Here is a 12,986-nt window from a genome sequence, read left to right on the forward strand (position 1 = left end):
TAGTAAGGAGGGTGTTGCCTTTGAAAGCATTGAGAAAGAAGAAGCTAAAAGCAAAGCAAGCCCGCTGCCGCTGCAAGAAGCGCTCTACCAAACGCAAATCCAATAGTCTGCTCAGGAAACTACGCCGTTTTGTGCGTATCCACGTACGTGCTCCTCAAGTGAATGTGACCACCCCCATTCCACAAGTAGAAGCACCTGTTGTACAAGTAGAAGCGCCCGTTGTACAAGTAGAGGCACCTGTTGTACAAGTAGAAGCTCCTGTTGTACAAGTAGAAGCTCCAAAGCCAATCGTCATCCCGGCACCAGTCGTGAAGGTAGATGTCGAAACGGAAGAATCAGCGGATCAAGCATGTATAGAAGGGCTTCGTCAAGAACTCAGCAAATGCATGAGAAACGATCAACTTGTAGAGGTCTTACTGACGAAGGATTGGGGACCTGAGAGTCGTTCTTATCGAGTCGGCAAGCTTCTTAGAGTGGACGAAGGAATCATTGAGTTACAGACCTTAACCTCCTCACGTACAAACGGAGTCTCTATCCTTATTCCTATCACCCACATCGTTGCGATTATTCCAAATGCAGAACCCACTTGAACAAGCTGATATTCTACGAAGCTTTAGCTTTACCTGAAGATGCGGGGAGTCTGTGTGCAGTAGATTCCCCACATCTTCTCCCCATTTTGTACGAACGCATGTGGGACAAGCCCTTTGTTCAGACAAGCCTGTCCATTCTAGCAGGGCATTGCACGACTCTTTCGTCCCGAAGGAATGAGTAAACGCCCACTTCTCCGATCTCTCTTAGGGAAGTGGGCTGCTAGCATTCACTTTTTGGTTTTACCTACCCCTGTTGTTCCATACGTCTAATACATCTCTTGCGACTCGATCCCATGTAAATCTTTGTTCGGCAAGCTGGCGTCCGCTTCTCCCCATTTGACGTTGGAGATCGCGGCTGGACAATAGTTGTTTCAGCTGTACAGCAAACGCTTGAGGGTCCTCCGGCTGCTCGACCAACAGTCCATTGCCTCCGATGATCACCTCTGCATTTCCACCCCGCTTCGTCGTGACGAAGGGCAGACCGGCAGCCATCGCTTCATAATGGACACGTGCCAGTGGTTCCTCCCATTGCGAAGGACAGACAAAAACGTCTCCCGCCCAGAACCAGTGGTGAATCTGATCTGCCGGAACAAATCCCGTTGTAATAACCGGAACAGGCGAACGATTCGCTAATGAGCGTACATATGCTGCATAGTCACTGATTTTATTTTCTCCGTACCAGGACCCTCCAACCAAGACGAGAGCGATGTTGGAATGGTAGGAGCGGAGTTCATTCATCGCGCGAACCAGAATGTCGGCTCCTTTTTTCGGCGTCAATCGTCCTACAAACAAGATCACTTGTTTGTTGCCAAGATTGTGCGTCGCCCGCAGTTCCTGACGAATCTTTTGCGCCGTTTTGGATCCTTCCACGGGAACGAACGTTTCCAAGTTCACACCTGAATAAATCGTGCGAAGCTTGTTTGCGGCTTCGGGATACAGCGAGGCAATGACCCGGCCGACATAATCACTGATGGTGATGATGCTTTCTGTTTCAGCAACGGCTCTAGCAGCTTCTGCCTGCCCTATTTTTGCCGGATCAAACATATCATTGTGCATACTTAGAATGATACGTGCGTTCGGACATACCTCACGAATGATGGGAACCATCCGTGGTCGGTTAAAAACATGGATGACATCATAGTTGTTCGCACTCAGAAAAGCGGCTACTTCGCGCGCATAGATCTCGAACACACCTTGACCATCTACCCGCACATAACGCGCATTGCGAACCATTTCATCCTTCGGTAGCGTGGGATCCGACGTTCCCAGGATCGTCAGCTCATGATGCCTCCCTAGAATATCTGCAATCCCTGCAATATAAGTCTGAATCGCTCCCCCTCGTATAGGAGGGACTGGCAATTTTTCTGTACAGACCATAATAACTTTCATCCGTATTCTCCTTTCCCGTTCCGACTTCTTACATTAGTTGCCTCTCGTCTTCTTTGATTTTTGACGCTGCTTCTTCAACTGATTGTTGATGAATTTACGGCTTGGTTTCGCCGACTTGGCAACCTTCTTGCTCTTGTTCGAAGTGACGGTCCGGGACTGCTGTTTAGATGTCCACACAGTTCCTTTTTTGTTTTTCTCTGCTTGACTTGCGGGTTTTGCTTGTGGTGATTTGGCCTTTACGTTGATAGAGACTTTTACTTTGCCTTGAGGCTTACTTGACTTTTTGCTGTTGCTTTTCGAGACAGCAGAGCTTATTACCCGCTTTTTATTTCGACCAACGAGTTTTCGTGGTTCTGTTGTAACGAATGGCGCTGATGGCGTAAAAGGAACATTTCCCGAAAATGCGATTCGAGTTCTGCGGGTAGTGCTGCTTTGTTCTGCCTCTGCCCCTTTTTGCTGGCTTTCTTTCGATTTAACTGGTGTTTGCTCGGAAGTCGGAAGTGAAGTGGCTACCTGATCGCGTGCAGGCTCCTTGACTTTGGACTCTTTGTCTTTGGATCCCTTGACCTTTGACTCTTTATCCTTAGACACCTTGATCTTAGTAGACTTTTTGTCTTTCGGTTCCTCGGTCAAAGCCTCCGTTGCTGGTGCGGACACCGCAACAGGTAAGAATTCCTTGATTCCTGATGCCAACCTTTGCGGTTCAACCACTTCCGTTATTTGGTCATAGTTGCCCGGTTCGTATTTGCTGATGTCTTTCGCGAGCTCTGCCAATGCCGCATCTTTCGTTTTATCCCCCGTCAAAACTCGCTGCAGAATGCCTTCTGCTTCCGTCGACAAAAAGATTTCGGGATCATAAAACATCTCTTTGAGGTGCTTATAAAATTCGTTTGGCACCGCCATGTCATTTAAGAGCACTTCAAACGATTCGCGATCCAGTGGATTCGCCTTATGATAGGCTTCGATCATGCCGCGCATCCAGGTGACATCCCATACACCCATATCATCCATCGTACTGGTGATGAGCTTGCGCAAATCCCGAAATGGCAAATCGTACGACACGCCATCCAGGTCGATGACCCAAAGCCCTCCCGGACCATTTTGACCATTTGACCAGCCGTAATCTTGGTGCACCAATCCCCAGTGCGCCTCTCCCATTTTGATCATTTTCGGATAGGCAGATGTTTTTAGTTTCTCGAAGGCTGCCCATGCTTGCTGTTCATAGTGATCGACGACGGCCAAAATAGATTTACTTGCCGGGGTTTCACTGTAGGCTTTTGCTACTTCCCGCATCCACCCGATTTTTTTGGCAATCTTTTGATAATGATTGGGCCAACGATATAAACGGGAAGAGTTTTTGGCTCCTGCGGGCGGAACATAGCCTTTCGAATGACGATGGAATTCACCAAGACCGTAGCAAAGCTCTTGCGCGCCTACCAAATCTACTTTTGTTGCCGGTTGCAAGGCAATCCAATCGGTAACTATCCAAAGTTTCCCGCCTTTTTCCACATAGAGACTGCCATTTCGGGCAGGAATCAGTGCTGGTACCCTTGCCCCCTGTTTGACGACGTATTCTTGGAAAGCCACACTATAGAGACTGCGTTCAGGCGTACGGTGCAGTACCTTTAGACTGCGTGGACCCTTATCTGTCTCAATGCGCCAAATAGCCCCGCCTTTGTCTGGCTTGGAAGTAATGAGCGTACGACTCTTCACCGACATATCGTAATCTTTGATCACTTGATCTGCGATCGCATCTACTTCCGGTGGCACTGTCAAGTCCCAGTTAGCTGGCGTTTCCACATTCCCTTCTCGGGTATCCCATGGCTTAATCACATATTGTTCCATTCCATTCCCCCCACACTCCTGAGGTGATGCCTTCGTCCTTCTCCATAAGCTATTCGCTATGTCCTTATCTCGAACCGGACAAATATCATTGGGAGTCTGCCAATTCGTTATTCGCACAGGGATAAAGTCTCGCAAAAAAACAGCTTGACTCCTCGCATGGTAGCGATAGTCAAGCTGTTCGTGTTAAATCATCAGCAATTCGCGTATTTCTTGCTCGGTTAAAGATGAGATTGCCTCTTGCCCTGGTGTAATGATTTCCTCGATCAAGTTTTTCTTTTTTTGTTGCAGCTCGTACATCTTCTCTTCGACCGTTCCCTCTGCAACAAGCCTGATCACTTGAACGACGTTCTTTTGTCCGATACGATGAGCACGATCAGCTGCCTGTTGTTCCACGGCGGGATTCCACCACAGATCATACAAGATTACAGTGTCCGCACCCGTCACATTCAATCCTGTTCCCCCAGCTTTCAAAGACATGAGAAACAAATCCCGCTCTCCCTCGTTAAATCGGTTGCACAAATCTAGTCTCTCTGCTACTGGTGTCTGTCCATCCAGATAGAAAAACGGGACACCGTGATACCCCAATTCGCGTCCGATTATCCCTAGCATCTCCGTGAATTGAGAAAAGAGCAAAACGCGCTTCCCAGCATTTTTGCATTCACCGATAATCTCGAATAGCTGTTCGAGCTTGGCTGACCCTCCGTCATACTCTTTGACGAACAGCGCTGGATGACAACATATCTGGCGCAGTCTCGTCAGACCAGCGAGAATTTTGATCCGATTTTTTTGAAAGCCTTTATTGTACAGATGCTTCACTGTTTCCTGTTGGAGCTGCGCCAAATAGGCGACATATAGCTTTTTCTGTTCTGGCAACAGTCTTGCGCTTTGCAGTGTTTCAATTTTGGCCGGCAATTCCTTCAGTACCTCAGTCTTGAGCCTGCGCAATAAAAATGGACGCGTCCGCTTCGCAATCGTTTCTCGCGGCAAGTCGAGAAATTCCTTTCGTGCAGGAAAAAGCTCTGGGAAAACAGCATCGTAGATGGACCACAGCTCCTCTACCCTGTTTTCCACAGGTGTTCCTGTAAGAGCAAAGCGATGCTTGGCTTTTATTCGTTTTACTGTCTGGGCTGTCTGAGTGACATAGTTTTTAAAGGTCTGCGCTTCATCCAAGATCAAGGTGTGGAAGGAATGCTCCTCGAACTGGGCATGATCACGACGCAAGAGCGGATACGAAGTAATGAGCACATCGATTTGTGACAGCTCATTTACGATTTGATTTCGCTCTTCCTTCGTTCCATCCACGATAACGCTACGGATATTTGGCGCGAACTTTTTGATTTCATTGTGCCAATTGTATAAAAGAGAGGCAGGAGCCACGATAATCGCCGGGAGCTTTTGTTCTCGGATTTCGGGCAGAACAGACAGAAGAAAGGTTATACTTTGCAATGTCTTCCCCAGGCCCATATCGTCTGCGAGAATTCCCCCAAAGCCGTAGTGTGCCAGTGTTTTCATCCATTGATAGCCAAACTTCTGATAATCTCGAAGGGTCGCCTGCAATGATTCGGGTACCGGAAAGTCCAGATTATCAGGGTTACGCATATTCTCCAAAAACTGGCGCAATGATTTGCCTAGCTGAACAGACTGTCCCTGCATGGGTATATCAAGCAAGCGCAGCCCGCGAAAAGCAGGCAGTTGAAAACCACTTCCCATTTGCTCAGCAAATTGCATGCCCATCTCGTCCAGGAAACGATTGATTTGCTCAAATTCCTTTGTCTCAAGCGGCAGAAGCGCTCCATTCGACAGCCGATGATATCTGCGCTTTTCTTCTACCGATTGGATAACACTTCGGATTTCAGACTCGGGTATCCCATCCATATCAAAGCGAAAATCCAGCCAATTTGTTCGCTCATCGACATCCACTTTTACTTTTGGTGGTAGGTGGAGAGGCTGAATCCTGATTTTTACGGTGGTTGTCGCATATACCTTCAACAGTTTTTCCAGCTTAGGGACGACGTGGTAAAGGAAGTCGTACTCAGCTTCCTCGTCATCTAGAAAATACCCTCCTTCCGTTCGCGTAAAGGCACTTTCCTCCATCAGCTCTAAAATCTGCCGCTCCTTCTCCCCGTCACGCATCAGAATCAGCTCACTGCCACGTTGCCCTCCTCCTTCATACCCTTCCAGCGGATTGATGACGATATCGCCATATTGAAACTCCAGTCCCGCCAGCAGCCGGTCTCTGATCCTGTCCAAATACAGCTTGGCTTTTAACTGGAATTGCACGACTCGTTCCGAGACGGCCTTTGCAATTTGCACGTTCCCCAGTTTCATCAAGGCCGGGACAACCTGTACCATGAATGGCTCTATTTTTTCCGCGGGAATGTGAATCCGCTCACTGCTATGAGATTCTAACAAGTGCTTCAGCTCTGCCAAACTGTGGCATTGTTCCTTTGGCAGTCTGTGCCATTTGCCATCTACGAGCAATAATCCGTAAGCTTCCAAGACCGTGATTTGCTTGAATCCTTGGACTTCCAGCTGATATTGATCGGCTTTTGTCTGGTCGAATTCGAAGTGGAGTGGCGGCGGCTCATCTATACATGCAAACGTTGGATACATTTGGTCATGATGCTGAATGTGAACAGACGGTGCGGTAAGGAGCAAAGCAAATAATCGCTCCCAGGTAAATGGTGGAACAAGAAGAACCCTTTCCCCACCCACATGCTTCTGTTCCTGATAAGGGTAGCTTGCTGTCTCTCGATATATTTTTTCCGTTCGGTAAATTTGCAGGAGCTCACGGAGGATAGCTTCATGCTCTGGCAAAAAGCGATGCAAATTCGGATCATAGGTAAATTGGCTAGAGAAACGATACACTTGCTGCTTATCCACCCGGTCTAAAAAGTCGCGAATGTCCTTAACGATGTACAACCTCTTTGGCCCTAGCTTCAGCTCTATTCCGATCATGCTCTTGCGAAAGCCGTACGGTACGATTTTACAGATGATTTCCAAGGCAAGCGTTGCTCGTGGATCCAGCAACACGCGATTATGGCTTGTCCGAATCGGACGGTCCACGAACAAACCGAACAGGCCCTCTGTTAGTTGAGAATCAGGCTGGGTTGTCATGCCTGCTTGTCTCGTTGTAAAGGAAGTGGAATAGCTGCCAGGATGCTCGTCTACTTGCAGATCACGCAAGGTTAACAGCGAGGCTGCGATATGTTGGCAGTAGTGATCGTACGACGCTAAAGTAGGACAACTGCACACTGCTGCCATACCAGACTCATCCAGTTCAATGGTGACCTGATAATTATTTTTGCCTGCGTTCACTGTCGTTTTGATCCAGGCAGGCTCCTTTTGAAAATGCTCCACAAGCACGTTCCCAGAACGGTAAAACGTCTTTCCTCTTTCATAGGAAAGGCGACCGCACCATTCTTTTATCGTTTGATGACTCACTTGAAAGCTCATTTTCTGTTCCATCCTCATCATGAAATATGTTTAATATTACAGAATGCAATAGAAAAAAGATACGCATGTACGCGTATCTTTTTTCAACAAATACAAACGATTAGTCGTCGTCATCTTCGTCTTCGTCTTCGTCTTCGTCTTCGTCTTCATCTTCGTCTTCGTCTTCGTCTTCGGATTCGGATTCCTCGTCATCCGATTCCTCGTCATCGGATTCTTCGTCTTCATCTTCTTCATCTTCTTCATCACTGCCGAAGAACAATTTTTTCGTGGTACCATCTTCGTATTCGATTTTTACTTCCAATTCTTCTGCACCTTCACCGATGGCCTCACGTAATTGCTCCAACCATTCTTCCATGTTAAGTACACCTCCTGGCTATAGATGATTACCTGGTAGCATTTGCCAACAGTTTTCTGTCGACTTTGATACTATATGAAGAGTTCCTTTTTCTTGTATGGACAGTTGTCTCCTTACCCAGAGAAGATTTTTACACAACTTGGAATACCGCTTCACTTGCCCTTCTACCTAGCCGCTGTTGCAGATGTCCGTTTACATATTTGGAAGTAGACTGGACAAACTTTTGATGGAATCGCCTTAAATACATCATGACTTCGCTACAGAAGGGAGAGCTCATTTTTGAAAAGACGATGGATCAAAAGCTTTTTGATCGGGATTAGCTTGTTGCTTACGAGTGCCTTGCCAGTTGACTCGATTATGGCTTCACCAGATCACCCGTACCATTTTGGATTTAAAAAGAGCAAGAATGGTCAATTACCCTCAATCAATGAGGAAGGCTTTAAAGGCATTGTGGATCGTCACGGTGCGGTTTTTTTAGGGGATACTACGAAAAAAGAGCTTTACTTGACGTTTGATAACGGTTATGAAAACGGCTTTACGCCAAAGATTTTAGATACACTTGTCGCGAAAAAAGTCCCTGCCATTTTCTTTGTGACAGGGCACTTTGTGAAGGAACAGCCCGAGTTGTTAAAGCGAATGGCACAAGAGGGACATCTGATTGGCAACCATTCCTGGAGCCATCCCGATATGACAACCGTATCGAATCAAAAAATCAAAGATGAACTGACGAAAGTGAGCGATGCGGTCCAGCAAGTGACCGGACAAGCTAACATGCGTTACTTGCGACCTCCCAGAGGAATTTTCAGCGATCGCACACTTGCTGTAACCAAAGATTTGGGCTATACCAATGTCTTTTGGTCGGTCGCCTATAAGGATTGGGATACCAAAGTCCAGCGTGGGGCAAAATATGCCTATGATAGCGTGATGGCCCAATTACATCCCGGCGCTGTCATTCTGCTCCATTCTGTCTCCAAAGACAATGCAGAGGCTCTCGGGATGATGATCGATGAAGCACGCAAGCAAGGCTATGAATTCAAGAGCTTGGATCAGCTTCCGAAAAAGTAGTGCAAGCCCTTTCTTTTGCAAGCAAAAACTCCCGCTGCTTCGCATGTGCAAAGCGCGGGAGCTTTTTGGTCTAGTCGCGATCCAACAAGGATGCTCCAGCAATACCTGGATGAGTCATTTCAAATGGATCGAGAATCAGATCCAGTTCTTCTTCTGTCAGTACATTGTGTTGCAAGCACAGCTCACGTACAGACTTTCCAGTCAAAATGGCTTCACGGGCAATGCGTGCAGCAGTCTCATATCCGAGATGAGGGTTCACCGCAGTGATGACGCCTACGCTTTTTTCCACGTATTCTTTCATGCGCTCGCGGTTTGCTTCGATTCCTTCCAAGCAGTGACGTGTAAAGACATCGAATGCATTGTCCATAATGCTGATCGATTGCAGCAAGTTGAAGACAAGCACAGGCTCCATAACGTTCAGTTCTAGCTGACCTGCCTCAGATGCCAAACAAATCGTATGGTCATTTCCGATGACCTGAAACGCTACTTGGTTGATGAGCTCTGCCATAACAGGATTGACTTTTCCTGGCATAATCGAGGAGCCTGGCTGGCGTGCTGGCAAGGAGATTTCTCCCAGTCCAGCTCGAGGTCCTGATGCCATCAAACGCAAGTCATTCGCGATTTTAGACATATTCATCATGCAAACTTTCAGTGCTGCTGATACTTCTGTGTACGCATCTGTATTTTGGGTAGCATCCACGAGATGCTCTGCACCTGTCAGCGGGAAGCCTGTGATATCTGCAAGATGCTTGACTACTGTTGTAATGTAACGAGGGTCAGCATTCAAACCCGTTCCTACCGCAGTCGCTCCCATATTCACTTCGTACAAATGCTGACGAGATTGCTTGATACGCTTGATGTCGCGCTCAAGCACTCGACGGTATGCTTCGAATTCTTGGCCCAAGCGAATCGGTACCGCATCCTGCAAATGCGTTCTGCCCATTTTAATGACATCATCGAATTCTTTTGCTTTTTGGCCAAATGCATCATGCATCTTATCCATCGTCACGAGCAGCTTTTCCAACAGGGTGAGTGTTGAAATATGAATCGCTGTCGGGAAAGCATCATTGGTAGACTGAGACATGTTGACATGTGTATTTGGGCTTAAGTGGAAATAATCTCCTTTTTTCTCACCAAGCATCTCAAGACCGCGGTTCGCGATCACTTCGTTGGCATTCATATTGATCGAAGTACCTGCTCCGCCTTGGATCGGATCGACGATAAATTGATCATGCCATTTTCCTTGCATGATTTCTTCCGCCGCAGCGACAATCGCATTTCCTAACCGGGGATTCAATCTGGAAACTTCCATATTTGCCATCGCAGCTGCTTTTTTTACCATTGCCATTGCATTGATGAGGGAGAAATGAAGACGATACCCGGTGATTGGGAAGTTTTCCGTTGCTCGCATTGTTTGCACGCCATAATAAGCATCTACTGGAATTTGCTTCTCGCCAAGAAAGTCTTTTTCCACTCGAAACGTCTGTTGTTCCATTCTTATCAGACCAGCCTTCTAGGAATAATGGTTGCTACTTCCTCTCCATTCTACCACAGTTTGACGCAGGGAGACCCATCCACCTGAAACACTATTATTTGTTTTTACGTCTTACTATTTGTAGGTACCATTTCATACCAGACAGAATCGAGGGATACCATGAAAAAACTGCTTTTGCTGCTGTTGACGATCGGCTTGCTGCAAGGATGCACGAGTGGCACAGATAGCCCTTCCACTCCAACAGAACAACAGAAGCCACCCGTTGCAGCAGAGCCCGAGACACCTGCTTCTGAGCCACCTGCAACCACGCAACCACCTACAACGCCTGAGAAGCCACCGACGGAACAGCCAGCTCAACAGGAGACTGTCTACGCCAATGATATTTTCCGCAATGTCACTGTGAAGAAAACCGCCCAAGACACGTTTGAAATCAAAGGACAGGCGCGCGTGTTCGAAGCAGTACTCAATTATGTCGTAGAAGATGGACATAACGAGCTGACGCAAGGTTTCGTGCAGGCTACGACCGCTGCTCCTGATTGGGGAGATTTTACTCATACACTGAAAGTGAAAAAAGCGGAGCCGAACAGCACACTGACACTAATCTTGTTTGAAACAAGCATGAAAGACGGCAGCCGAAGAATGGAACTCATCATTCCGCTCCCGGAATAAGGCCTGAAAAAAAATCAGACCCTCTCTATGAGAAAGAGAGGGCCTGATTGAAAGGGTCTATTATTAGATAGCAGTAGACAGTCAGTTGCCGTATGCCTTGCTTTTACTCGCCTTGTTCTTCCTTGAAGCATTCCATGCAGAGCGCACCATTGTTCTCGATTTCATACTCGGTCAAGCGAGCCTGGCAAGACTTGCATTGTTTTTCCGTGAGCACTAAGTTCAAGACTATATCTCCTCTCAATGATGTAACGTAGTCTATTTATATTATAACCAAAGATTTATATCAGAAAAATAGCTATCTGTTAAAATTTCGTGAATTTTCAAATATAAAAAATAATAAACAAAAAGGAGATCATCATGACCTCACCCTATTTTTCACTTTTTCTGACAGGGGAGCCGTTTCGGCTGTTTTCCACTTCTCACGTTATCACCTTGATTCTTGTGCTCTGTCTGGTCGTGCTCACCTATTTATTTCGGCAAAAGCTCCAAGCCCCGACAAATCGACTCGCCACACGTTACGTACTTGCAGGTGTCTTGCTCTTGTCAGAGGTTTGTTATCAGCTTTGGCATGTTTATACCGAGAGCTGGACGGCTGCTTACACATTGCCCTTGCAGCTGTGCAGCGTGACCCTCCTTCTTTCTGCCATGATGCTGATGACGAGAAGCTACGGGCTGTATGAGATTACGTTTTTTGCCGGGATTGGCGGAGCCATGCAGGCATTGCTTACCCCCGAGTTGTTTTATCCATTTCCGCATTTTCGCTTTGTGCATTTTTTTGTAGCCCACGCGGGAATCGTCCTTGCTTGCCTGTACATGACGTGGGTAGAAGGCTACCGTCCGACTGTCCGTTCGATTTGGAAAACGATGGGCTTTTTAAACCTGCTATTGCTCGTCGCACTTTTCGTCAACCAGTGGACGGGCGGAAATTACTTATTTGTCTCGCGCAAACCGGACAATCCCAGTCTGATTGACTTTTTGGGCCCGTATCCGTGGTACATCGTTTCGTTGGAAGGAGTAGCGCTCGCGTTGTTTTTCTTGTTGTATCTGCCCTTTGTCCGAAAGCAGCCGTTGGCGAGGGAAGTCAGGCGCGATTTGTCTGTCTGAATTACGCTTGCTGCTCGTTTACCCAATCGGTGACAAACTGCAAGAAGCGCTTGGCAGCCGGTGACTGCTTGGAAAAAGAGGTCGCTGCCACCCCCAGCGACCGGTAATGCTCCCCTTCAAGCGGGATCATCCGGATATTTGCAGGCAAGCGGAACAAAATCATTTCCGGAAGAATGCTGATCCCGAGTCCATTTTCCACCATGGCAATAATCGCGTGATCATCTCCTACTTCATATTTGATTCGCGGCTCGATCTGATACTGGGCCAGCAAGCGCTGTATATCATTGTCACAGCCCGTCTTCGGCATGATAAATGTCTCTTCGGCCAATCGGCTCACATGCACCCGCTCCTCTTTGTAGAGCGGGTGTTCCTCTGTCACCAGCAAATACATCTGATCCTTTTTCAAAGGAATGCATTCCAAATCCTCTGTTGTCGGTAAGGAGACGAAACCGAAATCAATCTCTCCGGTTTGAATCCAGCTCTCAATTCCATCGTAATACCCTTCCATCAGCTTGATCTCGATCGCCGGATACTGGTCTTGAAACCGCTTGAGGATTCCGGGAAGCCATTGTGTGGATACACTTGTGAACGTTCCAATTCTCACCGTCCCGACCTCCAACCCGTTGATGGCAAACACCTCTTGTTTCATCCGCTCATGACAGCGCAAGGTCTCACGCATGTACAGAAGCAGTCGCTCCCCATTGCTCGTGAGGCTAATACCTGACCGCCTTCTGATCAAAAGCGAAAACCCAAATTCCCGCTCCAGACTCGCAATTGCATGGCTGATCGCCGATTGTGTCAGACCTAGTATTTCTCCAGCTTTGGTTAAGCTCCCCGATTCAATAACCGTGATAACTACCTCGAACTTGTTCAAACTCACCCTTCTTCGTCCCCTTTACATGAATCTGATTCATAAAAATCATCACAAACATTCATTTTTCTTATTTAAACGATACTCGTATACTGTTTATGGCGCAACACTGATTAGGACCCGCTTTTCCCGGGCAAGGAGGCTTAT

General features: G+C 47.3%; 10 protein-coding genes. 4 read left to right on the forward strand and 6 right to left on the reverse strand.

Annotated elements, in window-relative coordinates; translation table 11 throughout:
- The first annotated feature begins 11 nt into the window (after positions 1-11).
- Positions 12-590, forward strand: coding sequence for a hypothetical protein (locus ACKKE8_RS19430; protein WP_409174495.1), 579 nt, complete (start codon positions 12-14; stop codon positions 588-590).
- Between the two features lie 240 nt (positions 591-830).
- On the opposite strand, the gene ACKKE8_RS19435 is transcribed toward ACKKE8_RS19430, so the two are convergent.
- The 4 genes from ACKKE8_RS19435 to ACKKE8_RS19450 all read right to left on the reverse strand — a co-directional run bounded on the left by ACKKE8_RS19435 (position 831) and on the right by ACKKE8_RS19450 (position 7,635).
- A complete protein-coding gene (locus ACKKE8_RS19435; protein WP_409174496.1) occupies positions 831-1,979 on the reverse strand; it encodes a glycosyltransferase family 4 protein in 1,149 nt (382 codons plus the stop codon).
- A gap of 33 nt (positions 1,980-2,012) precedes the next feature.
- A complete protein-coding gene (locus ACKKE8_RS19440; RefSeq protein ID WP_409174497.1) occupies positions 2,013-3,824 on the reverse strand; it encodes a CotS family spore coat protein in 1,812 nt (603 codons plus the stop codon).
- 183 nt (positions 3,825-4,007) lie between these two features.
- Complete coding sequence (locus ACKKE8_RS19445) at positions 4,008-7,280, reverse strand: SNF2 helicase associated domain-containing protein (RefSeq protein WP_409174498.1); 3,273 nt, start codon at positions 7,278-7,280, stop codon at positions 4,008-4,010.
- Positions 7,281-7,380: 100 nt separating this feature from the next.
- On the reverse strand, positions 7,381-7,635 hold the full coding sequence (locus ACKKE8_RS19450; protein WP_409174499.1) for a DNA primase: 255 nt from the start codon (positions 7,633-7,635) through the stop codon (positions 7,381-7,383).
- Between the two features lie 279 nt (positions 7,636-7,914).
- Between ACKKE8_RS19450 and pdaA the strand changes: the two genes are divergently transcribed.
- Positions 7,915-8,700 (forward strand): delta-lactam-biosynthetic de-N-acetylase, encoded by a 786-nt coding sequence (gene pdaA / locus ACKKE8_RS19455; protein WP_409174500.1) that lies wholly within the window; start codon positions 7,915-7,917, stop codon positions 8,698-8,700.
- 70 nt (positions 8,701-8,770) lie between these two features.
- On the opposite strand, the gene aspA is transcribed toward pdaA, so the two are convergent.
- A complete protein-coding gene (gene aspA, locus ACKKE8_RS19460; protein WP_017249427.1) occupies positions 8,771-10,195 on the reverse strand; it encodes an aspartate ammonia-lyase in 1,425 nt (474 codons plus the stop codon).
- A gap of 159 nt (positions 10,196-10,354) precedes the next feature.
- On the opposite strand from aspA, the gene ACKKE8_RS19465 reads away from it, so the two are divergent.
- Together ACKKE8_RS19465 and ACKKE8_RS19470 are read left to right on the forward strand one after the other, a co-directional pair.
- Positions 10,355-10,864 (forward strand): Gmad2 immunoglobulin-like domain-containing protein, encoded by a 510-nt coding sequence (locus tag ACKKE8_RS19465; RefSeq protein ID WP_409174501.1) that lies wholly within the window; start codon positions 10,355-10,357, stop codon positions 10,862-10,864.
- A 357-nt stretch (positions 10,865-11,221) separates the two neighbouring features.
- The gene (locus ACKKE8_RS19470) at positions 11,222-11,968 is read left to right on the forward strand and encodes a TIGR02206 family membrane protein (protein WP_409174502.1); all 747 of its coding nucleotides are present in this window, start codon (positions 11,222-11,224) and stop codon (positions 11,966-11,968) included.
- 1 nt (position 11,969) lies between these two features.
- On the opposite strand, the gene ACKKE8_RS19475 is transcribed toward ACKKE8_RS19470, so the two are convergent.
- Entirely contained in the window at positions 11,970-12,848 is an 879-nt protein-coding gene (locus ACKKE8_RS19475) for a LysR family transcriptional regulator (RefSeq protein WP_409174503.1), read from the reverse strand.
- Positions 12,849-12,986: the final 138 nt, after the last annotated feature.

The organism is Brevibacillus fortis, from assembly GCF_046196545.1.
In the GTDB taxonomy this organism is placed as follows: domain Bacteria; phylum Bacillota; class Bacilli; order Brevibacillales; family Brevibacillaceae; genus Brevibacillus; species Brevibacillus fortis_A.